The 25,981-nt window shown below is 68.0% G+C and carries 27 protein-coding genes; 13 read left to right on the forward strand and 14 right to left on the reverse strand.

Features of this window, described 5'->3' with window-relative positions:
* The first annotated feature begins 21 nt into the window (after positions 1-21).
* The 6 genes from FMQ63_RS08125 (at position 22) to FMQ63_RS08150 (ending at position 6,972) form a co-directional block, all read left to right on the forward strand.
* The gene (locus FMQ63_RS08125; protein WP_020479047.1) at positions 22-759 is read left to right on the forward strand and encodes a CpsD/CapB family tyrosine-protein kinase; all 738 of its coding nucleotides are present in this window, start codon (positions 22-24) and stop codon (positions 757-759) included.
* A 93-nt stretch (positions 760-852) separates the two neighbouring features.
* Complete coding sequence (gene exoE, locus FMQ63_RS08130) at positions 853-2,220, forward strand: polyisoprenyl-phosphate hexose-1-phosphate transferase ExoE (protein ID WP_011553274.1); 1,368 nt, start codon at positions 853-855, stop codon at positions 2,218-2,220.
* Positions 2,221-2,313: 93 nt separating this feature from the next.
* Positions 2,314-3,393, forward strand: a complete 1,080-nt coding sequence (gene yvcK / locus FMQ63_RS08135; protein ID WP_020479045.1) for a gluconeogenesis factor YvcK family protein — start codon at positions 2,314-2,316, stop codon at positions 3,391-3,393.
* A gap of 39 nt (positions 3,394-3,432) precedes the next feature.
* Positions 3,433-4,551: a GNAT family N-acetyltransferase gene (locus tag FMQ63_RS08140; protein ID WP_026114153.1), complete on the forward strand. Its 1,119-nt coding sequence runs from the start codon at positions 3,433-3,435 to the stop codon at positions 4,549-4,551.
* Entirely contained in the window at positions 4,548-5,717 is a 1,170-nt protein-coding gene (locus FMQ63_RS08145; protein ID WP_011553277.1) for a DegT/DnrJ/EryC1/StrS family aminotransferase, read from the forward strand. The genes FMQ63_RS08140 and FMQ63_RS08145 overlap by 4 nt, the downstream gene beginning before the upstream one ends.
* A 52-nt stretch (positions 5,718-5,769) precedes the next feature.
* Positions 5,770-6,972, forward strand: a complete 1,203-nt coding sequence (locus FMQ63_RS08150; RefSeq protein WP_020479044.1) for a GNAT family N-acetyltransferase — start codon at positions 5,770-5,772, stop codon at positions 6,970-6,972.
* A gap of 92 nt (positions 6,973-7,064) precedes the next feature.
* Here the strand turns inward: FMQ63_RS08150 and FMQ63_RS08155 are convergent, their stop codons facing one another.
* The 4 genes from FMQ63_RS08155 to FMQ63_RS08170 form a co-directional block, all read right to left on the reverse strand.
* On the reverse strand, positions 7,065-8,033 hold the full coding sequence (locus FMQ63_RS08155) for a tetratricopeptide repeat protein (RefSeq protein WP_011553279.1): 969 nt from the start codon (positions 8,031-8,033) through the stop codon (positions 7,065-7,067).
* 12 nt (positions 8,034-8,045) lie between these two features.
* The gene (locus FMQ63_RS08160; protein WP_011553280.1) at positions 8,046-8,570 is read right to left on the reverse strand and encodes a cytochrome c-type biogenesis protein; all 525 of its coding nucleotides are present in this window, start codon (positions 8,568-8,570) and stop codon (positions 8,046-8,048) included.
* Positions 8,571-8,669: 99 nt separating this feature from the next.
* Entirely contained in the window at positions 8,670-9,581 is a 912-nt protein-coding gene (locus FMQ63_RS08165; RefSeq protein WP_011553281.1) for a macrolide 2'-phosphotransferase, read from the reverse strand.
* A gap of 155 nt (positions 9,582-9,736) precedes the next feature.
* Positions 9,737-10,498 carry a hypothetical protein gene (locus FMQ63_RS08170; protein ID WP_020479043.1) on the reverse strand — a complete coding sequence of 254 codons (762 nt, stop codon included), beginning with the start codon at positions 10,496-10,498 and terminating at the stop codon, positions 9,737-9,739.
* Positions 10,499-10,638: 140 nt separating this feature from the next.
* Between FMQ63_RS08170 and FMQ63_RS08175 the strand changes: the two genes are divergently transcribed.
* Positions 10,639-11,835: an acyltransferase gene (locus FMQ63_RS08175; protein ID WP_225909239.1), complete on the forward strand. Its 1,197-nt coding sequence runs from the start codon at positions 10,639-10,641 to the stop codon at positions 11,833-11,835.
* Positions 11,836-11,884: 49 nt separating this feature from the next.
* Here FMQ63_RS08175 and FMQ63_RS08180 read toward each other — a convergent pair whose 3' ends face one another.
* Entirely contained in the window at positions 11,885-12,643 is a 759-nt protein-coding gene (locus FMQ63_RS08180) for a 2OG-Fe(II) oxygenase (RefSeq protein WP_011553284.1), read from the reverse strand.
* Between the two features lie 120 nt (positions 12,644-12,763).
* Positions 12,764-13,204, reverse strand: a complete 441-nt coding sequence (locus FMQ63_RS08185; RefSeq protein WP_026114151.1) for a MarR family winged helix-turn-helix transcriptional regulator — start codon at positions 13,202-13,204, stop codon at positions 12,764-12,766.
* Between the two features lie 69 nt (positions 13,205-13,273).
* Here FMQ63_RS08185 and FMQ63_RS08190 point away from each other — a divergent pair, with 69 nt between their 5' ends.
* The 4 genes from FMQ63_RS08190 to FMQ63_RS08205 all read left to right on the forward strand — a co-directional run bounded on the left by FMQ63_RS08190 (position 13,274) and on the right by FMQ63_RS08205 (position 15,625).
* The gene (locus FMQ63_RS08190) at positions 13,274-14,011 is read left to right on the forward strand and encodes a DUF1428 domain-containing protein (protein ID WP_011553286.1); all 738 of its coding nucleotides are present in this window, start codon (positions 13,274-13,276) and stop codon (positions 14,009-14,011) included.
* A gap of 39 nt (positions 14,012-14,050) precedes the next feature.
* Complete coding sequence (locus FMQ63_RS08195) at positions 14,051-14,929, forward strand: YgcG family protein (RefSeq protein WP_228556387.1); 879 nt, start codon at positions 14,051-14,053, stop codon at positions 14,927-14,929.
* Complete coding sequence (locus FMQ63_RS08200) at positions 14,859-15,059, forward strand: cold-shock protein (RefSeq protein WP_011555276.1); 201 nt, start codon at positions 14,859-14,861, stop codon at positions 15,057-15,059. Before FMQ63_RS08195 ends, FMQ63_RS08200 begins: the two co-directional genes overlap by 71 nt.
* A gap of 191 nt (positions 15,060-15,250) precedes the next feature.
* Entirely contained in the window at positions 15,251-15,625 is a 375-nt protein-coding gene (locus tag FMQ63_RS08205) for a cupin domain-containing protein (RefSeq protein ID WP_011555275.1), read from the forward strand.
* A 19-nt stretch (positions 15,626-15,644) separates the two neighbouring features.
* Here FMQ63_RS08205 and FMQ63_RS37335 read toward each other — a convergent pair whose 3' ends face one another.
* The 5 genes from FMQ63_RS37335 to FMQ63_RS08225 form a co-directional block, all read right to left on the reverse strand.
* A complete protein-coding gene (locus FMQ63_RS37335) occupies positions 15,645-16,490 on the reverse strand; it encodes a hypothetical protein (RefSeq protein ID WP_194866436.1) in 846 nt (281 codons plus the stop codon).
* 249 nt (positions 16,491-16,739) lie between these two features.
* Positions 16,740-17,150 (reverse strand): hypothetical protein, encoded by a 411-nt coding sequence (locus tag FMQ63_RS08210; protein WP_228556380.1) that lies wholly within the window; start codon positions 17,148-17,150, stop codon positions 16,740-16,742.
* Between the two features lie 196 nt (positions 17,151-17,346).
* Positions 17,347-17,607 carry a YdeI/OmpD-associated family protein gene (locus FMQ63_RS08215; RefSeq protein ID WP_011555273.1) on the reverse strand — a complete coding sequence of 87 codons (261 nt, stop codon included), beginning with the start codon at positions 17,605-17,607 and terminating at the stop codon, positions 17,347-17,349.
* Entirely contained in the window at positions 17,604-18,152 is a 549-nt protein-coding gene (locus FMQ63_RS08220; protein WP_011555272.1) for a GNAT family N-acetyltransferase, read from the reverse strand. The genes FMQ63_RS08215 and FMQ63_RS08220 overlap by 4 nt, the downstream gene beginning before the upstream one ends.
* Before the next feature lie 192 nt (positions 18,153-18,344).
* A complete protein-coding gene (locus tag FMQ63_RS08225) occupies positions 18,345-21,047 on the reverse strand; it encodes a LuxR C-terminal-related transcriptional regulator (RefSeq protein ID WP_216608764.1) in 2,703 nt (900 codons plus the stop codon).
* A gap of 304 nt (positions 21,048-21,351) precedes the next feature.
* Between FMQ63_RS08225 and FMQ63_RS08230 the strand changes: the two genes are divergently transcribed.
* On the forward strand, positions 21,352-24,237 hold the full coding sequence (locus tag FMQ63_RS08230; protein WP_011555270.1) for a YncE family protein: 2,886 nt from the start codon (positions 21,352-21,354) through the stop codon (positions 24,235-24,237).
* Between the two features lie 99 nt (positions 24,238-24,336).
* The gene (locus FMQ63_RS08235) at positions 24,337-24,798 is read left to right on the forward strand and encodes a hypothetical protein (protein WP_228556381.1); all 462 of its coding nucleotides are present in this window, start codon (positions 24,337-24,339) and stop codon (positions 24,796-24,798) included.
* A 192-nt stretch (positions 24,799-24,990) separates the two neighbouring features.
* Here the strand turns inward: FMQ63_RS08235 and FMQ63_RS08240 are convergent, their stop codons facing one another.
* The 3 genes from FMQ63_RS08240 to FMQ63_RS08245 are packed head-to-tail and all read right to left on the reverse strand — an operon-like array spanning position 24,991 to position 25,908.
* Positions 24,991-25,209: a hypothetical protein gene (locus FMQ63_RS08240; RefSeq protein WP_011555268.1), complete on the reverse strand. Its 219-nt coding sequence runs from the start codon at positions 25,207-25,209 to the stop codon at positions 24,991-24,993.
* Positions 25,210-25,245: 36 nt separating this feature from the next.
* Positions 25,246-25,386 carry a hypothetical protein gene (locus FMQ63_RS37340; RefSeq protein WP_011555267.1) on the reverse strand — a complete coding sequence of 47 codons (141 nt, stop codon included), beginning with the start codon at positions 25,384-25,386 and terminating at the stop codon, positions 25,246-25,248.
* Between the two features lie 24 nt (positions 25,387-25,410).
* On the reverse strand, positions 25,411-25,908 hold the full coding sequence (locus tag FMQ63_RS08245; RefSeq protein WP_225909423.1) for a hypothetical protein: 498 nt from the start codon (positions 25,906-25,908) through the stop codon (positions 25,411-25,413).
* Positions 25,909-25,981: the final 73 nt, after the last annotated feature.

Genomic DNA, 25,981 nt, shown 5'->3' on the forward strand with positions numbered 1-25,981 from the left:
GGAATAGGACGGAGGACGGACATGGATCAGACGATGGAGCGGGCGGGCAACTTCCTCCCCCGAGTGGATGACAACCCGACGGGCGGCAACGCGGTGGACCGCCGGGTGGTGACGCTGACGGCGCCGGCATCGGCCGCGGCGGAGCAATACCGGAGTCTTTACTACAGGCTCGAGCGGATGCGGGACCTGCGGCCGATGAAGGTCGTCGCGCTCACCTCGGCGATGCCCGGGGAAGGCAAGACGGTGACGAGCGTCAACCTGGCGCTCGCCGCGGCCCGGGCGAACCCGGAGCGCCGCATCCTGCTGGTGGATGCGGACCTGCGCCGGGGCGGCGTGGCGGCCATGCTGGGCATGCGCAACAAGATGGGCCTGGCGGAGCTGCTGGCGGGGGACTGTGAGGTGCGGGACGTGGTGCGGCGGTTCAACTCCACGCGCCTGGCCCTCATCCCCGCGGGCGTCACGCCCGAGGACACCGCGCAGGTGCTGGCGAGCGGTCGGATGAAGCAGTTCCTCAAGGCGGTGCGTGAGGGCTTCGACGAGGTCTACGTCGACCTGCCGCCCGCGCTGCCCTTCGCGGACGCGGCCATCCTGGGCCATCAAGCGGACGGCATGCTGATGGTCATCCGCGCCAACGTGACGTCGGGCAAGGCGGTGCACCTGGCGGTGGAGAGCCTGGGCGGCGCGCCCATCATCGGGTGCGTGCTGAATGGCGCGGAGGTCCACTCGGCGCCGTATCTGAAGAACTACGAGAAGAAGTAGCGGTGGGTGGCTTTGGTTCCGGTTCCCGCCTCCTGGTGACAGGGGGCGGGGTCGGAGATGGAAGAGGGTCGGGCGGGCAGGTTGGAGGGGCACGTGCTCCGCGTTTTTCACCATTATTTTTCTGCAAAGAAACTGACGTTCTTCCTCGCCGAGAGTTCGGCAATCGCGTTGGCCTGCGTGATGGGCGCGGCGGCCTGCGCGGCACTCTTCGCGCCCGAAGGGACGCACACGCCGCTGTCGCAACTGTGGCCCACGCTGCTGTGGATGGGCGCGGCGTTCGTCATCACCTTCCAGTTCACGCTGTACCTGTTGGACTTGTATGACCTCCGTGTGGCCGCGGAGGACCGGGTGAGGGGATACCGGTTCCTCAAGGCCGCGGGTGTCACGGCGATGGTGGCGGGCGGCGTCATGCTCGTCACCCCGCTGGTGGTGCCGATGCAGCTTCCACCGGGCACGCTGCTGGGCGGGGCCATGGGCGCCCTGGCCGGGACGTTGATGGTGCGGGTGTCCATCCGCGCCCTGGTGGGAGCGCCGCACTCGGTGCTCATCGTCGGAGAAGGGCCCAAGGCGCGCGCGGTGGCCAGCGCGATTGACGCGGGCGGGGAGGGCACCTACCGCATCGTGGGCCTGACGGACCCCCGTACCTCGGGTGAGGCGCTGGAGGAGACGGCGGCCCGGCTGAACGCGGCCTATGTGGTGCAGGCCGCGGATGACATGCGCGGGGCCAACTGGGTGGACGGCCTGCTGCGCTGCCGGCTCCAGGGCCGGCGGGTGTATGAGGCCACGGGCTTCTGTGAGCGGGTGCTGCGCCGGATTCCGGTGCAGTTCCTGCGGGCGAGCGACTTCGCCTTCGCGGACGAGCTCACCGTGTCCCCGCTGCGCCGCACGCTGAAGCGGGGCTTCGACATCGCGGTGGCATCCCTCCTGCTAATGCTGTCCGCGCCCTTCCTGTTGCTGGTCGTGGTGGCCATCAAGCTGGATTCGAAGGGCCCCATCTTCTACCGGCAGGAAAGGACCGGGCTGTTCGGGAGCACGTATCACCTGTGGAAGTTCCGCAGCATGCGCACGGACGCGGAGAAGCATGGAGCGGTGTGGGCGAAGGCGAACGATGACCGTGTCACGCGGGTGGGCCGCTTCATCCGCCGTGCGCGCATCGACGAGATTCCCCAGGTCTTCAACATCCTGACGGGAGACATGAGTTTCGTGGGGCCCCGCCCCGAGAGGCCAGTGTTCGTCGAGCAGTTGAAGGAGCAGATTCCGTTCTACGGCCTGCGGGAGGCCGTCAAGCCAGGCCTGACGGGGTGGGCTCAGATTCGCTACCCCTACGGCGCGTCGGTGGAGGATGCGCGGAACAAGCTGGAGTTCGACCTGTACTACGTGAAGAACGGTTCGCTGTTCCTGGATGTGGGAATCATCTTCCACACCGTGAGGCATGTGCTTCTCGGTCGTGGGGCGCGGTAGGGCATTTCGCTTTCCCGGCCTCCGCTGAGGGAGGCCGGGAGGTGGGCCCGCCTGGGGAGGCGGGCTGGGGCGTCGTGGATGGGGGTAAGCGTCATGGTGGGAATGGACATGGAAGCGCCGCTGCCCGCGGAGTGGGCGGAGGCCCGTCGCAGGCTGGAGCTGGAGCGCCAGGGCAACGAGGTGCTTCAGGGGCGGGTGGACCGGCCGACGCGCATCGTCGCCATCGGCGGAGGCACGGGGTTGCCCATGGTGCTGCGCGGCCTGGCCCGGCGCGCGACACCGAAGGCCCGGGAGCCCGGCATCGACATCACCGCGGTGGTGGCCATGAGCGACGACGGCGGCAGCTCGGGCCGCCTGCGGCGCCAACACGGCGCGCTGCCTCCGGGCGACATCCGCAACTGCCTGGTGGCGCTGGCGGGTGGAAAGAACGCGCTCAAGGACGTCTTCCAGTTCCGCTTCGGCGGGGCGCGCGGCCTGGCGGGCCACGCGGTGGGCAACCTGCTCATCGCCGCGCTCGCGGAGCTGAAGGGTGACTTCATGGAAGCGGTGCGCATGTCCGGGGAGCTGCTGGGCGCCCGGGGCCACGTGCTGCCGTCCACGCTGGCGTCCGTGCAGCTGGTGGCGCAGATGCATGACGACACGGAGGTGGTGGGGGAGCGCAACATCTGCCGCGCGCACGGCCGGGTGCGCCGCGTCACGCTGAGTCCTCGCTCGCCGCCGCCCACCGAGGGCCTGCTGGAGGCCATCTACACGGCGGACCTCATCGCCATCGGCCCGGGCTCGCTGTACTCGAGCGTGCTGCCCAACCTGCTGGTGGACGGCGTGGCCCAGGCGCTCAAGGAGACGCGCGCGCTGAAGGTCATGGTGGCCAACCTGATGACGCAGCCGGGGGAGACGGACGGCATGTCCTGCCTGGACCACGTGCAGGCCGTCACGGACCACGTGGGGCCGGTGCTGGACGCGGTGCTCGTCAACGGCACGCTGCCCACGGAAGAGGCGACCCGGCGCTATGCCCGTCGCGGCTCGTTCGTGGTGTCGGCCAACCCGCGGGACTTGATTGGCGCGGGCGTGGTGCCGGTGCATGCGGACCTGCTCAAGGCAGGGTCCAGGATCCGACACGACAGCCGCAAGGTCGCCGCCTGCCTGCTGAAGATGGCCCGCAGCGGGTTGTAGCCGCGAACCTTCATCACCACCTTGGGCACCCGACACCTCATGGAAGCAAGAGACCTTTCTGCCTCGCCGCGCGTCACCGAAGTGACGGGACGCGCGGCCTTCATATCTCTGGAGTCCGAGTGGAACGCGCTCGTGGAGGTCACCTCCAACGAGCTGTTCTACCGGCATGAGTTCATCCGCATCTGGATGGACAACTTCGTACCCGGTGTGATTCCGCGCGTGCTGACGCTGCGGGACACGGACGGGAGCCTCGGCGCGGTGCTCCCGCTGTGGGAGGAGCGTACGACGCTGCTGGGGGTACCGGCGCGGCAGCTGTCCGTGGCGGCCAACGCCCACTCCTGCCGGTTCGACCTGGTGGCGAAGGAACCGGAGGTCGCCGCGGCGGCCTTCGTGTCCCACCTGCGCTCGGCCGGTGGCTGGGATGTGCTGCGGCTCACGGATGTCCCCGACGGTGGGGCCGCCTGGCGGCTGCACGCGGTGGCGCGCGAGTCCGGCCTGCCCGTGGGCGAGTGGGAGTCCCTGCGCTCCCCGTATGTGCCGCTGCCGGCGACCCGCGATGCCTTGCAGAAGACATTGCAGTCGAAGTTCAAGGCCAACTGCCGTCGTCGCCGCCGCAAGCTGGAGGAGAAGGGCCAGCTCACCTTCGAGCGGGTGGACAGCGGGCTCGGCCTGGAGGGCGCGCTGGAGGAGGGCTTTCTGCTGGAGCAGAGCGGCTGGAAGGGCGCGCGCGGCACGGCCATGGCGCAGGATGCGCGCACGCGCGGCTTCTACACGGAACTGGCGCGGGACTCGGCCTACCGCCAGCGGCTGGCGCTGTACTTCCTGCGGCTGGACGGCCGGCCGGTGGCGTTCCAGTACGGCCTGGAATACGGCGGGCGCTACTTCCTGCTGAAGCCCGGCTACGACGAAAGCCTGCGTGAGTGCAGCCCGGGCCAGCTCCTGGTGGATGAGGTCATCGGGAACTGCATCGACCGGGGCCTGCACGAGTTCGACTTCCTGGGGCCCGACATGGTGTGGAAGCGCGACTGGACGAACGAGGTCCGGCGCCACACCTGGCTCTACGTGTTCAATGACTCCCCCTTCGGCCAGGCGCTGTGTGCGGCCAAGTTCCGGTGGGGGCCCGCGGTGAAAGAGGTGGTGTCGCGATGGAGACGATGAAGCACTCTGGCCGGCTGTTCGTGCCGTCACTGCCCACGCTGTGGCCGCACATGCTGCTGTCTCGGCCGAAGCCCGGCGAGCTGCCGCCGTTCTCCTCGCCCAACGTCCGCTACTTCTACTTCGCCCGCAATGCCATCTGGCTGACGGTGAAGATGCTGGGGCTGGATTCGGGCGAGGTGTTGATGCCCGCCTACCACCACGGCGTGGAGGTCGAGGCACTGGTGGACGCCGGCGCCACGCCGCGCTTCTACCGCGTGGGCAGCCGCTGGGACGTGGACCTGGACGACGTGGCCCGGCGCATCGGCCCGAAGACGCGGGCCCTGTACCTGACGCACTACGCGGGCTTCCCGGGCCCCGTCGCGGAGATGCGCAAGCTGGCGGACCAGCACGGGCTCATCCTCATCGAGGACTGTGCGCTGTCGTTGCTGTCCTCCGACGGCGCGGTGCCCCTGGGGACGACGGGAGACGTGGGCATTTTCTGCCTCTACAAGACGCTTCCGGTTCCCAACGGGGGCGCGCTGGTCGTCAACGGCCCGCGCCAGTACAGCCTTCCGGAGCCGCCCGCGCCGCCGTCCGTGTCCACCTTCAGCCACACGGTGTCCGCGCTGCTGCAGAACCTGGAGTTGCGCGGCGGCCTGGCCGGCCGGGCCCTGCGCAGCGCCGTGCGCACGTTGGGGCATGGCACCGTGAAGGCGGCCAACATCGAGCGCGTGGCCACGGGGACGCAGCACTTCGACCGCAAGCATGTGGACCTGGGCATGAGCCCGCTGACGAAGCGGATTGCCCAGGCCCAGGACCTGGAATCCATCGTCGAGCAGCGGCGCCGCAACTACTTCTTCCTGCTGGGCCGGCTGCGCGACATCTCCGCGCCGCTGTTCAACCAGTTGCCGCCGGGCGCGTGCCCGCTGTTCTACCCGCTGGTGGTGCAGGACAAGGCGGAGGTGCTGGCGCGGCTGCGCGTGCAGGGCATCGACGCCATCGACTTCTGGAAGCGCTTTCACCCGGCCTGTGACGCATCGGCCTTCCCGGAGGTGGCGCAGCTACGTCGCTCCATCGTGGAGATTCCGTGCCACCAGGACCTGACGCCGGAGGTCATGGCGGACGTGGCGCAGGCGGTGCGCGAGGCGGTGAAGTCGGACCATCGGTCGAAGAAGCGCGCGGGGTGAAGCTCATTCGGGGAACAGGGGAGGGGCGGCTGCCCCTTCGGGAGGACGGGCGTTGATTCGGGTGGATGAGCTGTCGCAGGGAGCGTGGGCCGCGCACCCGTTGGAGGTAGGCGCCGTGGGCAGCCTCTCCACGCTGGCGGGGATGCGGGAGGAATGGGCCGCGCTGATGGATGCGAGCGACGCGGGGCCCTTCAACGCCTGGGAGTGGGTGTACCCGTGGTGCCGGCGCATCGCCACGGGCCGGCGCCCGCTGGTGCTGACCGCGCGCGACGCGGTGGGCACGCTGGTGGGCCTGATGCCGCTGGGCGTCGAGTACCTGGGCGTCACCGGCATCCCGGTGCGGCGGCTGAGCTTCCTGGGGGAGACACACGTCGGCAGCGACTACCTGGACGTCGTGGCGCGGCGGGGCCGTGAGCGCGAGGTGGCGGGCGCCTTCGCGCGGATGCTGCACGCGCTGCGCGACGAATGGGACGTATTGGATTTGTCGGACCTGCGCGAGGACTCGCCCACCGTGGACGTGCTCCGGGAGACCTTCGCCAGGCAGGACGTCCGCGTGGCGCCGCGCTACGTGTGTCCGTACGACACGCTGACGCCGGGCGAACCCTTCGACGCGTTCCTCAAGCGCACGGGACGCCGCGACAACTTCCTGCGGCGGCGCAAGTGGCTGGCGAAGCAGGAGGGCTACCGCATCGAGCGCACGGACGCCCCGGGCGAGCTGGCGGCGCCGCTGACGGACTTCTTCCGCCTGCACTCGGCGCGATGGGCCGCGGATGGGGGCTCGCAGGGCATCAAGGGCTCCGGCGTGGAGGCGTTCCACCGGGATGCCACGCAGTTCCTGGCGGAGCGGGGCCGGCTGCGCCTCTACACGATGAAGGTGGGCGGCCATGCCGTGGCGTCGGTGTACGGCATCCTCCACCGCGACACCTTCGTGTATTTCCAGTCCGGTTATGACCCGGCGTGGCGCAATCGCAGCGTGGGCCTGGTGCTGGTGGGCGAGACGTTCCGCGACGCAATGGAGGCCGGCCTGACGGAGTACGACTTCCTCCGGGGCACCGAGACGTACAAGTCCGACTGGGTGTCCAAGCAGCGGCGCACGCTGTCCGTGCGGGTCCATGCGGGGACGTGGGAGGGGCGCTGGTTCTCCCAGTCCGAATCCCTGGCGCGCCTGCTGCGCAACGGCGCCAAGGCGGCGATGCCGGACACGCTGGTGGAGAAGGTGCGGCGCTTCCGCCGTCGGCGGGCCGCGGTGCACTGAGCGTCGAAAACGCCAGCGGCGCCTGCCTCGACCACTCCGGGTGGTTGGGGCGGCGCCGCGGGTGCTTGCCGGTGAGGGCAGGGGGCTGGGCGTCAGGGCATGCCGCCAGCGACCTCCGCGCGAAGCTGTGCAATCGCGGGGCCGAGCTGCGGCGGCTGCATGTTGCGCGGCACTTCCACGGAGAAGCGCTCGAAGTGGGCCAGCGCGGCGGCCTTGTCGCCGCGGCGCAGGGCGAGGCTGCCCAGGAAGATGAGCGCCTCCTGCGCGTCCGGCCAGGTGTCCACCAGCTCCGTCAGCTCCGCCTCGGCGCCGGCCATGTCGCCCTGGGTGGCGCGAAGCACGCCGCGGTGGACCTTCAGCTCGACGTTGAAGGGGTCCGCCGCCAGGCCCTTCGCGGTGACCTTCACGGCCTCGTCGAACTGCTGACGGCGGATGAGCTCGTGGCTCAGCAGCGCCGCCGCGTCCACATCTCCGGCGTTGGCGTTCAGCCGCGCGCGAGCCTCCTGCATCTCCGGGCCTTCCTGCATCTGGTCGTCCATGCCCGCGCCCTGCTGCTGCGCGGCGGCGCCGCCCGGGGGCATGCGGCCGGTGGCTTCCATGCCGTCGGTGCGCGTCTGCTGCTCGGAGACGAGCAGGTAGCCCAGCCCACCAAAGAACACCATGATGCCCGCGCCCCACAGCGCGCCCACCAGTTGCGGATTGCGAGACGCCCACCCGGTGGGGGCCGGAGCCTGGGGACGGGCGCGGACGCCTTCGCCGGAGGCCTTGCGCTTGAGGTGCTCGTCCTTCGCGCGCAGCGCCGCGGCGGCCTCGCGCTCCAGGCGGGACTTCTCGGCGGCATACTGCTCGGCGCTCTGGTTGTGCTTCTCCGCTTCCAGCGCGCGGAGCTGGTCGATGAGGGACTGCGCGCGCTGGGTCAGGTCATCGAGCACGCCGTCGCGGGGCTCGGCCGACGCCAGGGAGCCCTTGCGGCGCTGAAAGAGGATCCAGCCCGCCGCCAACACGAAGGTGACGGCGAGCACGATGATTCCGGGCAACCAATTCGTCGTCTGGGGCTGCATGGCCTGGCGCTCCTAGCGCTCGAGCTCCCGGCGCACGGCCTGGAGGTACGGGTCTTCTTCATCCACTGGAGGCGTTCCAGCGGGCGCGGCCGGGGCCGCCGTTTCTTCCGAAGTCGTGGCCGCGGGCGGGGTCTGCTCCGGGGTACCCGCGCCGCGCTGGAGCTGCCGCCAGATGACGAAGGCGCCCACGGCGACGAGCCCCACCGGGCCCAGCCACACGAACCAGTTGAAGCCTTCCGCGCGGGGGGACAGCAGCACCCACTCACCGTAGCGGGCGACGAAGTACTCGACGATTTCGGCGTCGCTCTTCCCCTCGGAGACGAGCTCGCGAATCATGTCGAGCTGGGCGCGCGCCATGGAGGACGGGCTGTCCGCCACAGACAGTCCCTGGCACACGGCGCACCGGAGCTGCTTGCCCAGCGTCTGGGCACGCGTCTCCAGCTCCGGCGCGAGCGGGTCACTTCCCGCCTGCTGGGGCGCGAACTGGCCGGTGACGAGCGTGAAGGCGAGGGACAGGGACAGGAGGGCAGCGGTCATCGAAGCTCCATCGAGCCGTCCCTACCTAGCGCCCCAGGCCGTGATTGGACAGTGAAACCTGAGCGGCGGGGGGCTGGCCCGCCGCCCGGCCCGCTGTGCCTACATGGCCGCTTCGGGGTTCAACTGCGCCTGGGCGGCCGCCCGGTGCTCTGGCAGGCCGGTGAGCAGCGCGAAGAGGGCGTAGCCGGCGGGTGAAGCCGCGAGCAGTTCCTCACAGTGGTCGCCCAGGCGGTCTGGGACCTGCCCGCCCGCCTTCACATAGGCGTCCACGGTGGCCTCGAACACGGCGTCCACGCCGAGCATCTTCTGGAAGACGAAGTCGCGCGCCGGGTCTCCTACCTTCGCGGTCGTCCAATCGAGGACGCCGGTGATGGTGTCGTCCGGCGCTAGCAGGACATGGGCGGGGTACATCTCCCCATGCGTCAGCGTGACGAAGCGGGGCCAGTAGGAGTCGTCGCCCAGCCAGCGCTCCCAACGCTGGAGGAGGGCGGGCGCCACGTCGAAGGCCTGCTTGATGCGAGCGATGTCGGAGGCCCAGTTGGCGCGGACCTGGTCGGGCGTCTCGACGATGAGGCCCGCTCGCCGGGCATCCTCGACGTCGATGGCATGCATCCGGGCCAGGAGCTGGCCGAACTGGCGGGCATAGACGGGGGACTCGCGGTCGAAGTGCCACACGGGCTCGCCCGAGGCGGGGTCCAACGTCAGCCCGGGCCTGCCCGGCAGCGCCGGATAGGCGATGAGGTCCCGGTGGGCGACATTCCATCTGGGCACCGCCACGCCGAGCCGGGGATTGATGAAGTCGAGAATCTTCTTCTCGTCCGGGAGCTTCGCGGAGACGTCTTCACGCCGCGGGATGCGGAGGACCCACTGGGTGTCTTCGAGGTCGCGCGCCATCACGACGCGATAGTCCAGTCCGGCCTCGTTGACCGACAGGGTGTGGGGTTTGAGCTTCAGTCCGTGGTGGCCGGCGAGCTCGACAAGCTGGGGGGCATCGTTCGGGGCGGAGGGCATCCAGGGCGTCCTTTCAGGCCTGCACGGTCATCACGCCGGCCGCGCGGGCCACGGCTTCGGGGGGACCATGGTCGCCGGGGAGACGGGCTCCGGCGAGCCATGCGTGAGGCGCCCCGACCCGGCCTGGGCACGCTTCCTGACATCGCTGCCGGGAATCAGAAGCGCCCGTCCACCAGCAGTCCCCCGGAGTTCGGGCCGAAGACAGGCGTCAGGCGGGCCTGGATGACGTATGGCCGCTTTCGTGGGCCTGGGGCTGGAGCGGGGACATCCGTCAGGCCCAACTCCTGGCGAAGGCGTTTGTTGTGGCCATCCGCCAGTTCGCGGGCCTCGCTGGAGGCGATGGGATGGGGGTTGTAAAAGATGCCCCACCCCAGCAGCCCTACTCCCACCAGGCTCACGCCCATTCCCACGAGGAACATGTTCCGCTTCCGGTCGCCAGCCGCGAAGTTGCGGTCAATGCAGGCCGAGAAGTCGGGGCCGAGCTCGCAGTCTTCGGTCCGAACGCCTGGCGAGGCGATTCCGTAGACGAGCCCGCCAACCATCACGACTCCCCCGACGATCTTCAGGGTGAGCTTCGTGGCGCTTCTCGACTGATACTCCGCAACGAGGTCGTCTCGGCCGAGCTTCTGATAGAACGCCGCACCCTCCAGTGGCTTCTTGTATTTCCCCTCATACGGGACGGTCCAGCGGCTCGGCGGGCTCCTGACGGCCAGTGGCGAATACGAAAGCGTCACGGCGATGTACTCATCGAACCCGATGTGCCGGAGCTCATATTGCTCCAGAGCCTCTTCTCGGCTGAGGGGCGGGCCGCTCTCGGCGATGGGGGCGGGGCTTTCCGCCTCTTCGTTCGCGAGCGTAGGAGTGGTGGTCAGGAGGGCAATGATTGCCACGAATCGGAGCATGAGCGCGCGCTTCATATGGGAAGTGCCACGACGACTGCAAGGCCATGGCCTGACGTGCTTGCCTGCCGCGACGTGCGAGGATTTGCCTCGGTGTACAGCTTCTGAAAAGCTCGGGTGGGGCGCCTCCACCGTTTCCAGCTATGGTCCGCCCCGAGATGAAAACCGGACCCTCGGAGCCGCTGCACCTGCCGGAGTACCTTCCCGCGTTGGACGGGCTGCGCGGCGTGGCGGTGCTGATGGTGATTGCCTATCACTCACTGACAGGGCTGCGCAGCGCGTCACTGGGCTCACTCTTCCAGGTGGGCTGGGCGGGCGTGGACCTCTTCTTCGTCCTCTCTGGCTTCCTGATTACGCGCATCCTCGTGCAGACGCGTGAGCGTGGAGGCTACTTCCGTACCTTCTACGCGCGGCGGGCGCTGCGCATCTGGCCCCTGTACTTCCTGGTGCTGGCCTTCTCCTTTGGCATTATGGGGCGGCTGCTGCCGGCCCTGGCCTTCGATACCCAGCGCTACTCGTGGGTGACCTACGCGCTGTACCTCCAGAACCTTTGGATGACGGACTTCGGTCCTGCTCCCATCAACGTGACGTGGTCCCTGGCCATCGAGGAGCAGTTCTACCTGGTGTGGCCGCTGCTCGTGTTCTTCCTCCGGAACGGGCAGCTCCGCGCGCTCCTGTGGGCGTGTGTGCTGCTGTCCCCCGTGGCGCGCCTCGCGGCCCTGGGGGAGGGCGCAGCGCCCATCCAGGTCTACACCTTCACGCTGTTCCGTTTGGATGGACTGGCGCTCGGTGGACTGTTGGCGCTGGGCGTGGTGGATGGCCGCGCTACGGCGGACGGCCTGTCACGGTGGGGCGCGCGGCTCGCGGTGCCCGCGTTGCTCGTGGCCTGCGGGTTGTCCCTCGTCTTCTTCGGCCAGGGCGCCGCCATTCACATGGCAACGGCGCTCACGGGGCCGGGCGGCCCGAAGGTCCGCGTGCTGCTGGTGGCGGGCCTGTACACGCTTTGGGCGGTGGGCTTCGCCAGCCTGCTGGGGTGGGTGCTCTCCGGGCGCGCGCGGGTACTCCAGGCCGTGTTGCAATGGCGGCCACTGCGCTTCGTGGGGCAGGTGAGCTACGGGCTCTACCTGTTCCATGCGCTCGTCATCCCCGCTGGCGGCATTTACACGCGGCCGCTGTTCTACCGCTTCATTCCCTCGACCTTCGTCGCTACCGCGGTGGGCATCCTGTTCGAGTACGCGGTGCTGCTGGCGCTCACGCTCGTTTCGTGGCGCTTCTTCGAGAAGCCCTTGCTGCGTCTCAAGGACCGCTTCACGCATCCGGAAGCCGCGGGGAAGGCCGCGGCTCCCGCGGCTTGAGGGTTGGCGCCAGCGCGGGTGAGCGCCGTACCGCGTATCGACGTGCCAGCTACGAGCGCGGTGGTGCCCAGATGGCGCTGTGGGGCTCCGGTGCGTTGGGGGCTTCCTCCGCGGTGTAGAAGTAGGCCGCGACCGCGGCGCGCCCTCGTCCCTCGGGGCACTCCAGCGCGGTGGGGTGTCCGTGCCAGTGGTCGTCGCCGTGGGCCATCACGACCAGGCGATCCAGGAGGGGGGCGATTCGCGTCTCGCACCGGGAGAGGTCCGAGCTCCACAGCTCAAGGTCCCCTCCCCAGGCGGGTTCCCAGCCGGGATTCAGATAGTAGAGGACGGTGAGCCGGCGGGAGAGCGCGCGGAAGCGATCGCGGTTGAAGTCCGCGTGCAGCGCCAGATGCCCCCCACGCAACGTGAGGTGCAGCCCGGCGCCTCGGAAATGCGGATCCGGGATGAGCCCTTGCACCCCGGTGAGTGACTCCAGGAAGTCGATGAACGCCATGCCGGAGAACTCCGAAAGCAGGTGCCGGAGCGCTCCGGGGACGTCTTCGAATGCCTTGCGCTGAAGCTGCCCCAGTCGAGCCGCCTGTTCGGGGTGGTCGCGTCGCTTCCAACTTGCCTCGGTCGCGCCCGGGAAGACCGCGGCCAATTCGGACGCCAGCGGCCCCCCCAGGAAGCCATCGATGACGGCGTGGGGATGAGGCCGCGCCGCGCCGTAGCTGGCGCGATGGGCCAGCGCGAGCGAGCGGAGCGCCGTGCGGCTGAAAAAGAAGCTCGGTCCTCGCAGCGGGCCTTCTTCGTGGGTCGCGATGCTCACGGGCCCCCTATAGCAGAACGTGCGGCGCACGCTGCCGGCGCCAGGGCACCCTGGCGCAGGCGACCGAGTCTGGAGCCGCTGCCTCCGGGCGCATCATCGCGCCGGCGGCTAGACGAGGACTCAGGAGAGCGCCCGCAGCCCAGCCCGAAGGGCGTCGACATCGGTTTGCGCCAGCAATCGCTCCGTCTCCTCGTTCATCTTCTCCCAGTGGGGCAGCGCGGATTGAAGGAGCTGGAGCCCTGCGTCCGTCAGCGTCAGCAATCGCCCGCGGCGGTCGGCTGGGTCGACGGTGGTCTTCACCAGCCCGCGCCTTTCGAGCGGCTTCAGGTTGGCTGTCAGCGTGGTCCGGTCCATCGCCAGGAGCTCCGCGACGGGGCCGATGGACGGCGGCTGGGGGCGATTGAGCGACATCAGCAGTGAGAACTGTCCATGCGTGAGGCCCACGGGGCGCAGGGCTTCATCGAAGCGCCGCGCAAGGGCGCGCGCGGCCTGCTGGACCACCAGGCACAGGCAGTGGTCACGGACGTGAAGCGTCGTGGCGAATGGGACGGCTCTGGACATTGACAAGGGTAATTGTGTTGATATCAACCTTTCTTGTCAAAGCAAGAGTGCCCCCGCTGGAGAGTTGCCATGGCCTACATCGACGGATTCGTGATCGCAGTCCCCTCGGCGAACAAGGAGGCGTACCGGCAGGCCGCTATTGCTGCCGCGCCGCTGTACAAGGAGTTTGGTGCGACGCGCTTCGTTGAGAACTGGGGGGACGACGTCCCTGAAGGCAAGGTCACCGACCTGCGGCGCGCGGTGAAGGCCGAGCCGGATGAGGTCATCGTCTTCTCCTGGATTGAGTACCCCAGCAAGGCGGTGCGCGACGAAGCGAACGCGAAGGCAATGCGTGACCCAAGGATGCAGGCGATGGGCGCGAACATATCCTTCGATGGGAAGCGGATGATCTTCGGCGGCTTCGTTCCCAGCCTCCATGAGGGCGGAGCGGGCAGGCCCGGCTATGTCGATGGCTCCCTCGTGCCGGTGCCGGTTGGAAACAAAGAGGCCTACCATGTCATCGCCTCCCGTCTCGCGGCGGTGCTGCTGGAGCATGGTGCCACGCGCGTCGTCGACGCGTGGGGAGACGACGTCCCCGACGGGAAGGTCACTGACTTCAAAGGCGCGGTGAAGGCCACCGCGGATGAGCAGGTTGTCTTCGCTTGGATTGAGTGGCCGTCGAAGGAGGCGCGCAACGCCGGGTGGGGGAAGGCCATGGCCGATCCGCGCATGCACCCGGGCAGCATGCCCTTTGACGAGGGCCGCAGGTCCCACGGCGGTTTCGTGCCGATGCTGGTTGAGACGGCGGCGACGGACACGGGCGCATAGACCCTGAATGGGATAGCGTCGACACCCATGCGCACTTGGATGTGCTGGGTGTTCCTGGCTTGTTGGGCCCTTGGCGTTCCAGCCCTGGGTGTCACCGTGAAGGAAGTGCCGCGGCTCGCGGCCAACGCATGGTCCGTGGACACGACCAGGACACTCACGCCGCAGACGCTGGCGGAGGTGGACCAGCTCGGCAATGCCTTGGTCCGTGATGGCCAAGGCCAGCTCGCGGTGGTGGTGGTCGACACGACGGGACGCCAGCCGCCACGCGCCTTCGCGCTGGAGCTCTTCAATCGGTGGGGGCTGGGCACGGCCGGTCGTGACGACGGCGCGCTGCTCTTCATCGCGCTCGAGGACCGCGCGGCGGAGATCATCCTGGGTGATGGCGTGGATGGCCCGAATGAGCAGGCTCGCAGTGACGCCATCATGGCGAACGACGTAGTTCCAGCCTTCAAACGGGGCAGTCCGGACGACGCGGTACTGGAAGGCGCACGTGGGCTGCATCAGCTCATCGTGACCTCGGAGCTCAATCAGCCTCGCAACGCCCAGGAGGCCGCATCGGCATGGGATCCCAGGCTCGCGGAGTCCGCATGGTCGGAGGACTCCGCCGTCACCATCGGGTCTGAAGGACCGAGTGAGCCGGAAGGTGACCTCAACGTTCCCGCCCTGGCGGGAGGGGCGGGGGAAGTGGAGTGTCCGGTGGCGGACGGCTGCTTGCCCGGAAGGCGGTTGCCCGGTGGACAGGCGGCGCCAGGAAGTTTGTCGTTAGGGGGCCGGGGCGGTGTCCGCTCCGCACACGTCGATCGGGCAGCCCTTGGCGGCGGCCTCGAAGCAGAAGGAAGAAGGTCACATGGCAATCGGTACCGTGAAGTGGTTCAACGACGCCAAGGGGTTCGGATTCATCGCGCAGGACAACGGTGAGGACGTGTTCTGCCACCACACTGCCATCAACATGGATGGCTTCCGCACCCTCCAGGAAGGGCAGCAGGTGGAGTTCGAGGTCACGCGTGGCCCCAAGGGCCTGCAGGCGCAGAACGTCCGCGCCGTCTGACGCACCCGCAGGCCACTTCCGAGTGTGCCCGAGGCCCGGTCTCCCAGCAGGGAGGCGGGGCCTTCGCATGTCTGGCTCCTCGTGCGCCGGGCTGGCGGCCCGCGCCGAGTGCCCGTCGGCACCTGGATGCCTTCCTTACCTTTTCCGGCAGACGCGCGGCACATCCGCCGCCATCCAACGGAGACGAAGGCATGGGCGACACCAGCGTGAAGAAGGTGGAGAGTCGGCACTCTCCCAAGGGCGAAATGGGGCAGAAGTACCTGGCGTCCGGCGTCCGCCTGTCGATGCGGCTGTGGGAGGACGAACCGCCCGGAGAACCGGCACCCGCCACCGCGAGGGACTACGAAACCGTGGGCTTCGTCCTGAAGGGCCGCGCGGAGCTGCACCTCGAGGGACAGGTCATCCTGCTCAACCCTGGAGACTCCTGGCTGGTGCCTCGTGGCTCCAGTCACACGTACAAGGTGCTGGAGACCTTCTCCGCCGTGGAAGCCACCAGTCCGCCCGCGGCCGTGCACGGCCGGGATGAAGGCAAGGACGCGGGGACGAAGCCGCCCGCGAAGGCGTGAGCCTGACGGTCCGCGCCGTTTACTCAGGTTGTGATGGGGGCGACGCTGCCTGGACGCTGCACGCGTACCTGGGATGGCGTCCTGCTTCAGGGCGGCAAACCAGCAGCGGCGATGTCGGCACCCCCTCTGGGTGAGGAACAGGTGGGCCGTTGAACGTGCAACGGGCATAGCTGGAAGTGCGCCAGTGGCACTGGTCCGCGGCGAGGGTTTCCAGCGGCTCCCACTTCGACTGGCGACTCTGGGCCTCGTCGCACGCCAGTTCAGGGGTTTCGGGTTCGACGCATTGGAAGCGCGGGCTTTCGTCGGGGTAGGGCTTCGATACGGTGAGCTGCTTGCACCAGCGGAGGTGGACCTGCTGTGTGCAGCGTGCTTCGGCGGCATGGGCGGGCGTTTGAATCAGCTCGAACGACTTGCCTTCCCATGACCTGCCGACCATGACCAACCGCTGCCCGGTCGAGGCAGCGCTGGAGTGGGTGAGGAATGGGCGACGGGCTTTCATCAAGGCAAGTGCCTTGCGTTCCTCATGCGGAGGGATGAGGGCCTTCCCTGGGGGTGTAATCAAACTGCCTCCAATGCGTTCCATGTCGCAGGGCTCGCATGAGACGGATTCGCGCTGGACCACGGCCGGAAGGGAAGGGAGCTTCCCCGTCGTGAGCCAGACCCACTCCGCATCATCCAAAGAGGTCATCGGTCGGGAGCGGGAGCAGTGCCATATCAACCTGGCGTCTTTGGGTTCGGCGTAGATGAGATACTCCGCTTCGCCCCGGAACCGGACCCGGCAGTCGCCTCCGCCACCCTGGGGAAGATTGAACTTCTCGCCGGTGACGACCGGGCCTTTGATGACCTCCAGGACCTCGACGTCCACGGTTCCCAAGTAGGGGCCACGAGGGGCTGGGACGACGCGAGCCCGATAGATGGCGCTCGCACGCTCACGCGCCACCTTGAGGTCGGTGTGAAGGTTCCCCCCGCCCGCGACGCAAACACATGCCTGCGCTGTCGTCGGCCACAGGCAGAGCGTGATTGCCGCAGTGAGAATGATGAAGAGGATTCTCATTCTCGGCAGTCTACTGGGAATGTGCGGCGTGCAGGAATGGGTGCCGGATTGGCGCTGCTCTCAGCGCAGGCCTTTGAGGCGCTGCGCCATGCTCAGGTCAGTTTGGTCAAGCCACTGGATGCAAGATTCGGGGTTGTCCCTGAGCCCCGCTTCGACCATGTCGAAGAATATGGGGGGAACCCAGGAGATGAGATAGTCATTGCCGGTATTGCGAGGCATCGTCTCGTCGGAAAAGACTCCCACCCAGGTGTCCCAGGGCGGCCCGTTCTCACCATCAAAATACCCGTGAGAGGACGCCTCGGCTGCCCCATCACTCAACGTGCCATCTGGGAAGAAGATGAGCAGTCTGCCTCCCTGCAGGATACCGTGGTCTGGCTTAGCATCCGAGTCCAATGCTCCCTTCACGCTCATGAGCAGGTGCTGTCGATTCGACGCAACACGCTTCATTGCGTCGAATCGATTCGACACCACGAGTGGGTTGGGCAGAATGTATGGTGTGCGGAGGCAGGTTTCGAGTGACTTCTGAGTTACCTTGAATGCACACCAGCGCACGGTCTCTGCAAGCACCCGCTGGAACCCAGCAAGATCCGAAGTGCAGTCGGGGACGCTACGAACAAGTCGACCTGCCATTCGCACCTCGCGCATACTCTCGCCCTGCTGCTGCGCGCTACTTCCGCCCGCCAGACCACGCCATGTTCATGTACTTCGTGCCGCCGGCCAGTTCGTCCAGCATCTGGTCGAGCCGCTTCTGTCGGGTCGCCTCCAGCTTTGCCCGGGCAATCCACCCGAGATAGTCATTCTGCTGGTACGGCGGACGCGCCTTGTACGCGTCCATGAGCCCGCGTTGGAGCAACGCCGCCCGGACATTCGCGGGCATCGGGTTGACGGCGCGCTTGAGCGTGGGTCGCTTCACCGGGGCCATGGTCATGTCCCAGCCTTCACCGGCGCCAGTCGCTCGAACATGAGCGAGGGCTCTCCCTTGTAGCGTCCCTGGCCCGTCTGCCGGAAGCCGCACTTGTCGGCGACGCGGATGGACGCTGCATTCTCGGGGGCGATGATGCACACCACGCGCTCAGGGCTGAGCTGGGCATCTGCCCAGGCCAGCGCCGCGCGTACCGCCTCTGTGGCGTAACCCTTGCCGTGGAAGCCGGGGGCGAGCACCCAGCCCGCCTCGGGCCCGGCGCTCAGGGGCGGCTGCATGTCGCGGTGGAAGTCGCCCAGGCCCACCTCGCCTACGAGGCGGCCCGTCGCCTTCTCACGCACCACCCAGAATCCAAAGCCCAGCAGGTCCCAATGGCCCACGTAACGCAGGAGCCTGGACCACATCTCTTCGCGTGTGGACGGCTTGCCGCTGATGTAGCGGACCACCGCGGGGTCACTCCACAGCGCGAGGCACTCCTCATAGTCCTCGAGGCTGTGACCCTTCATGACGAGGCGCTCGGTCTCGATGGTGGGGATGGTCGCTGCGGGCACGGACGCTCCTCCTGGGGCCTGGAGCCCCGCCGCGCCTGCCACACGATGCGGTGGCGCGGATGTTCCGATTCAACCGCCCCCAGGGCTCTCATGCCAGAGGACAACTGTCCATGTCCGGGAGCGGGGGCTCGGGAGATCCAGTTGCGCGGCGCGGCGTGGAAGGAGCGTTCATTCCACGGACGGCCCCAGCCTTCACAGGTGCCTCTGCAGGCGCTCCTGCGCCTTGACGATGGCGGCGGTGCGCGTGGTCACGTCCAGCTTGGCGAACACGTTCCGCAGGTGCCACTTGGTCGTGGAAAGCGCGACGTTGGAGCGCTCGCTGATCTCCTGATTGCTCAGCCCCTGTGCGAGCAGCTTGAGCATCTGGAGTTCGCGCTCGGTGAGTGGCTCCAGGGGCGCGGAGGGTGGAGCCGCGAACTCTCGAGGCACGCGCGTTCCCGCGGACAGCAGGTCCTGGTACCGCGTGGCGTACCGGTCGGGAAACGCGTAGCTCAGCTTCCGTTGCCGGGCGGCCGCGATGACGACCTCCTGCAGGCCCGGCGTCTCGTCGAAAACGCTGCGCCCGAAGCCGAAGCGCTGCGCCAGTGCGAAGCCCCGGTTCAATGCTGCGAATGCGGCCATCGCGTCACCCGCGCGCCAGTGGCACACCGCGATGGTGGCCAGCAGCGCCGTCTCGCGTGACACATAGCCCACCTCGTGCGCGCTGGCCCGCAGCACCTCCAGAATCGCGTGCGCCTTGTCGTGACGGCCGCGCGCCATCAGCACCCACGCCTGCGCGAGTCCGAGCCGCTCCCACGTCTCGTCGTAGAAGCGCTTCTCGCTCCACTCGCCCCGGCGCATGCGCTCGCCCAGGCCGAACTCCTGGGCCACCACCCGCATTCGTGCGGGCGCCTGCTCCACCAGGTAGAGGCGAATCTTCTCCCCGCAGACATGGGCCAGGAAGCGCGTCTGGTGGCCGCACTCAAGCACGCCGTGGAGGTAGTCCAGGAGCCGGTACGCCTCCGCGTACTTCCCGCGAACCGTCTTGATGCGGGCCAGCATGAGGTAGGCGAGCGCGAACGTCTCGAACACGGAGGCCTGCGGGAGCAGCGGCAGCACCTCGACGCAGAGCGCCTCGGCTTCGTCGAGCCGGTTCTGCTCATAGCGAGCGTTGGCCAGCGCCGTGGCCGCGTTCGCCCAGACGGGGTTGCGCCGTCCACGACTCGCGCGCTCGAAGGCTTCCTCGCAACGCGCCGCGGCGTCCTTCATGTTCCCCTGCGCCCGGTCCGCCAGCGCGACAAGGACGTCCGTGTATCCGACCAGGAACGGGTTGTTGTGCCCCTGCAACGTCTCCCGGGCGCTCAGCGCGAGTCGGCGCATCGCATCGAAGCGGTTCATTCGGAGCGCCCGGTAGGCCTTCGCCGCCAGCACGGCGCCCGCGATGAAGACGTCCGACTCCTCGGAGCCCGGAGACGCGTCCAGGTCCATGCCGGTGTCCGGCGCCGAATCGGACAACACGGCGTGAAGCAGCGTGAGATGTGCGAGCCGCTTCGTCAGCCGCTCGCGTTCGGGGGCGGATACCTCATCGGCCGTGTCGAGGTGGTGCTGGGCATCCCGCAGCGCCGCGGTCGCATGCGCGAAGCGACGGGACAGGATGAGGCAGGCGATGTGGCCCACGCAGATGGCTGGTGACCGGATGACCTCCTGCGCCGTCAGCTTCGCGGTCCAGTGGAGGACGGAGGCGAGCTCGCCCTCGCGCATCCACGCCTCCATGCAGCGCGCGGTGAGCGCGAGACACCAGTCCCTGTCTTCCGAGGCGAACGCATGCGTCAGCGCCTCGTCCGGCATCTGGTTCTCCGCGAACCAGGCGCTCGCCGCACGGTGCAGCCGAGGAATGCGGTCCGCGTAGTCACAGGCGAGCTGGGCGCGCAGCACATCGAGGAACAGTGGATGGTACCGGTACCACTGCCGCTCGGTGTCGAGCGCCTGGATGAACAACTGCGACCGCTCGAGCTGCCCCAGCAGTGTGTGTCCTCGGGTGATGCCAAGCAGCGCGTTGCAGAGCGCGCCGTGGAGTTGCTCCACCACGGAACTCAGCACCAGGAACTCGCGGACCTCCTCGGGTTGCTCGCGCAGCACCGCGTCCGCCAGGTACCGGGCCACGTCGTGATTGGAGCCAATGGCCTTCCTCAGCGCATCGCTCACGCTCGCGTGCTCACCCGCCGACAGCAGCGCCAGCTTGACGCCAGCGACCCAGCCTTCTGTCCGCGTGCGGAGGGAGTCGATGTCCTCCGGCGTGAGCACCGCGCCGCACAGGCGCAGGCCCAGCTCGCGGATGGCCTCGCCGTCCAGGTTCAAGTCCCGGCCGTCGAGCGTCACCAGTTGCTCGGTGAGCTTCAGCTTGGCCAGGTCCAGCTCGGGGATGTTGCGCGACGAGACGACCCAATGCACGTGCGGTGGTGAGTGGTCCAGCAGGTACGAGAAGGCCCGCACCAGTGGGCGCTCGCGAAGGACATGGAAGTCGTCCAGCACCACGACGAGCTCGCGGCCCAGGCTCCACAGGCTTTGCAGGATGACGGCCGTCGCGTGCTCGGGCTGGCTCGTGCTGTACGCGTCGAAGTCTGGAGCGGCCCGGCGAATCGCCCCGACCAGGTATGCGAAGAACCGCTCGGGAGCGTTGTCCTGCTCGTCCAGCGACAGCCAGGCAAGCAGGTGCGGCACGCGTGCTTCGCGGTACCACTGCGTCAGCAGCGTCGTCTTGCCGGAGCCGAGCGGGGCTGTCACCAGCACCAGCTTCCCGCTCACCCCATGGTCGATTCTCCGCAAGGCGGCGCCACACGGCACCAGCACGGATGCCGCCCGGGGAGGGGAGAGCTTCGTGGGCAGCAGATCCAGAGCGCTTCGAAGGCTCGGCATGAGCACGTCCCTCTTCGGCCGGTTGCGTCAGGCACTAAACCACGGAAAACGTGCGAGTCGGGTTGAGGTGCGCGAAGGCAACCCCGCAATGAGTGTCACGTAATGGACGCCGCAATGCGTTACATGTGCGGTTTCGCGGCTTTGCGGCGCCTTGTGCTCGCGAGCAAAGCCTGACGCGCCGTGCCGGTGGCTGCCTTTGGGCGTGGGGAGGGGCCGGTTCCCCTCCCTTCGGTGGGGGCGTTGTCGCGAAGTCCACTGCTAATCCCTGGACAGCAACGCTTTCCCGTCTCGTGAGGAGGTCCCTATGGTGGGTACTCAGCAAGTGGGCGTGCGCAGGAACTGTTGGCGCGCCCGCGCCGTTTCGTTGTGCGCCGTGGTGTCCTTGTTGGCCGCATTCACCGCGGCGGCCCAGGTGCCCTCGTTCATCACGTTCGACAGCGCGCACGTGCGTCCCCTGGCGCTCTCACCGGACGGGACTCGGTTGTTCGCCGTCAACACGCCGGACAACCGCCTGGAGGTCTTTTCCATCAGCAGCGCGGGGCTCTCGCTCATCGCGGCGGTGCCCGTGGGCCTGGAGCCCGTCGCTGTCGCTGCGCGCAGCAACACGGAAGTCTGGGTGGTCAACCACCTGTCGGACAGCGTCAGCGTGGTGAGCATGGTGGGCACGCCGCGGGTGGTGCGCACGCTGCTCGTGGGCGATGAGCCGCGCGACATCGTCTTCGCGGGCACCAACGGCCATGCCTTCATCACCACCGCGCACCGGGGCCAGCACCGCACCGATCCGTCCATCGCAGCGGTTCCTGGCTCGGGGGACCCGAAGCTGACCACGCCTGGCGTGGGGCGCGCGGACGTCTGGGTCTTCAACCCGGCTTCGCTCGGGGCGACGCTGGGCGGCACGCCCCTGCGCATCGTGACGCTCTTCGGCGACACGCCGCGCGGGCTCGCCACCAGCCCGGACAAGAAGACTGTCTATGCGGCCATTGCCCAGTCCGGCAATCAGACGACCTCCGTCAGCCTGGGGAGCGTGTGCGACGGGTTCAAGGAGCGGGACATGTGCCTCGTCTTCCCCGACACCCCGCCATTCGGAAACAACCTCATGCCAGGCGGCTTGCCTGGGCCCGCCACGAACTTCGAGGGCGCGAAGGCGCCGGAGACCGCCCTCATCGTGAAATGGAACAGCGCCGCCGGGCAGTGGCAGGACACGCTGGGCCGCAACTTCAACAACGGCGTGCGCCTGCGTCTGCCGGACAAGGACGTCTTCGCCATCGACGCGGACACCCTTCAGGAGACGGCTTCCTTCTCGGGCGTGGGGACCACCCTCTTCAACCTGGTCACCAACCCGAAGTCGGGTGTGGTGTATGCGTCCAACAGCGAGGCCAACAACCTGACCCGCTTCGAGGGCGCCGGTGAATATGGCGGCAGCACGGTGCAGGGCAACCTCGCGCAGATGCGCATCACCGTCATCTCCGGGGGCACGGCCTACCCGCGGCACCTCAACAAGCACATCGACTACTCGAAGCTGGCGGGGAAGCCCGGCTTCGACCCCTCGGTGAAGAACCACAGCCTCTCCACGCCGACGGAGATGGTCGTCTCCCAGGATGGCACGAAGCTGTACGTGGCCGCGTTCAGCTCCAGCAAGATTGGCGTCTACGACACCGCGTCGCTGGAGAGCAATGCGTTCGACCCGCGCACCGCGAGCGCCAACCACATCCCCGTGAGTGGCGGCGGGCCCAGCGGTCTGGTGTTGGACGAGGCACGCAACCGCCTCTACGTGATGACCCGCTTCGACAACGCGGTGAATGTCATCGACCTGGCCACCAAGGCGCAGCTGTCCTCGGTGTCGCTCTACAATCCGGAGCCCGCCTCCGTCGTCCAGGGCCGCCCGTTCCTCTATGACGCCAACTTCTCATCGGCCAACGGTGAGTCGTCGTGCGCCAGTTGCCACATCTTCGGTGACAAGGACGAGCTCGCCTGGGACCTGGGCAACCCGGATGCGACGGTGACGGCCAATCCCATCAACATGCGCCTCGCGAGCGACCTCGAGATTGGCATCTTCCGTTCCTTCACCGGCCACCCGAGCTCACCCATCAACGGGACGGGGAAGCAGAACGAGTTCCACCCGATGAAGGGGCCCATGACGACGCAGACCCTGCGCGGCATGTCGAACCAGGGCGCCATGCACTGGCGGGGTGACCGTTCAAATGGCTTCTTCGGCGTCGATGCCGGCGGGGAGGAGATGTCCTTCAAGAACTTCATCGTCGCCTTCCCGGAACTGCTGGGCCGCGCGTCGATGCCCACCGAGGCGGAGATGGACACGTTCACGGCCTTCCAGCTCCAGGTGCAACTGCCGCCCAACCCCATTCGAAGGCTGGACAACGCACTCACGGCTTCGCAGAAAGCGGCGAGCGACTTCTACTTCGGAAGCCGCCGGGTGGACGGCATCGCGATTGGCGATGACAACGGGTTCAATTGCAATGGCTGCCACACGGTTGACGGTGCGCGGGGCTTCTTCGGCACGGACACCCGTTCCAGCTTCGAGGGCATCAGCCAGATCATGAAGATTCCCCACGTGCGGAACATGTACACGAAGGTTGGCATGTTCGGCTTCCCGGACAGCAGCTTCTTCCTGCACCCGGAGACGGGGCAGTTGGGTGACCAGGTTCGCGGCTTCGGCTTCACGCATGACGGCGCGGTGGACACCATGTTCCGCTTCTTCAGCGCCATCGTGTTCTCCAACACCAGCATCGGTGGGCCCCTCGTGGGCTTCCGGAACGACACCGAGCGGCGCCAGATGGAGGACTTCATGCTGGCGGCGGATACCGACCTGGCGCCGATTGTCGGCCAGCAGGTGACGCTCACGGCATCGAATGCCGCCAACGTGGGGGCGCGCATCGACCTGCTGATTGCGCGAGCCCGAGCACAGTTCACGTCGAAGGTGCTCGGTGGCGCGACCTACGAGGCCGACGTGGTCGCGAAGGTGGCCGTGGGCAGCCGGGTGAAGGGTTTCCTGTACGAACGGGGTCCCGGGACCTGGAAGCCCGATGACGGCAGCGCGAACATCTCCACCGCGGCGCTCCGAGCGCTGGCGAACACCGCGGGGCAGGAGGTGACCTTCACCGCGGTCCCTCCGGGCTCTGGTACGCGCATCGCGCTCGACCGGAACCTGGACGGCAGGCTCGACGGCCAGTAGCCGGCGACTTGGTTCCGTGTCGCCCGAGGCATCGGTCATTCATCCTACGGACGGATGGCCGATGTCTGTAGAAGGGCGTGTCCCATAATGTCCTCCGCCGTGGACACACGCGCCCTGACGGAACGCCTCACCATCGCGACGCCCTGCGAGATGCGCTGGGAGGACATGAAAGGGGATGCACGTGTCCGGCACTGTGGTGCCTGCAGGCTCTCCGTCCACAACCTGAGTGAGATGACCACGCTGGAGGTGGAATCACTGCTCCAGCCCGGTGGAAGCGTCTGTGTCCGGCTTTACCGCCGGCCGGATGGGACCGTTGTCACGGGGGATTGCCGTCGCATCTGGAGCCAGCAGCGAGAGGAGGCGGTCACGCTCCTGGGCACGGCGGCGACCGTGGTGGCCGCGTTCTCATTCCTCGTCTTGATTGGCTTGCTGACGATCACCCTCTACGGCGACCACATCCGGCGCATGTTCGGCAGTGCCACCGCGGGAGCCTTGCCGGCCACGTTGCCGCCCGCCGTGAGCGCGCCTTCCCCCTTGCTGGGGGGGCATAGGGCACCATGACCAGCGGGCAGCCGAGGCGGCCGGCTGTCAGGGCCGTTGAGGCGGCACTCTGCACGCGGCATGTCCCATGATGATGTCGCCGTCGACGGTGCTCGTGGGCGTCGGCGTCCATCCGGATGCAAGCCGGGCATCGAGGAGCTCATCTGCGCTGGGTCGGTGGTCCCACACGGAGACCGAAGTGACTCCGCCCAGTCAGGTCGTGTCAAAGACGAGGTAGCTGCCTTCCATCCACGGCATCACTACGTCGTGGGTGAACTCGTCCTGGACGATGACCTCCGTGACATCGCGCGGCGGCGAGCTCGCGAAGCCCCATCGCACGACGTCCTGGAGCAGCGTCAGGGACGCCAGCTCCTTTTCCAGGGCGGAGCGCGCTTCCTGAGGTAGCGAAGCCCGGTCGGTCAGAGGCACCATGGTGTCAGCCTACCTCGGAGTCGCATCAGCGGGCAGTCAGTCGGACTGCTCCTCGGGGGCCATGGCGCGGGTCTGCACCGTCCGGCTCTCCGTGGGTACCCACAGACGGACGCGGAAATGGTCGTGCCACCGGGAGAGCACGGCCTTCACCTGCTCACCCTTGAAGGCCGATTTCACCGGACCATGAATGCATGTTCTGCCCTAGAACCGGTGTACCGCCGTGAGCCTCACGACGGGATGCAGCGTCTGCGTTGTCTCGACGGTGCGCTCGGGCGTCGAAAGCAGACACCAGGAGAACAGCGTGCAGGTCGCGGAGCGCGGCAGCTCGGTCTCCTGCCGGAGGTGGCTGAACCCAGCGCCGCCCGCCAAGGCGATATGCCACTGGTTGCCCAACTGCTGCGAATACCCGACCAGTCCGCTGACGGAGGCGCGGAGCTTCGACACATCGTCATCCGCGTCGAAGAAGGTGCCATCGCCCTGGACGGACAGGAAGGGGCCCTGGAAGGGCCTCCCGGTCAGATAAACACGGCCGCCAGCCTGGAGGCCCGTCGCCTTCAGGTTCACGCCCACGTGCCCGCCTGCGAACACCGAGATGAACGGTGACAGGGGCTGCTCGATGTCCACGATGAAGGCCATCGACGCGGGGGAGACGGAGTCCACCGAGAGCGAGTGCACGCCCAGGGCCGCCGCGCTGCTCAACCTCTGGGTTCCCCCATGGACAGCGGGAGGCGCGGAATGGGGTGCGACAGTCGGTTCTTCCTGGGCGTGCGCG

It is taken from the genome of Myxococcus sp. CA005, assembly GCF_006518205.1.
Lineage (GTDB): Bacteria > Myxococcota > Myxococcia > Myxococcales > Myxococcaceae > Myxococcus > Myxococcus xanthus.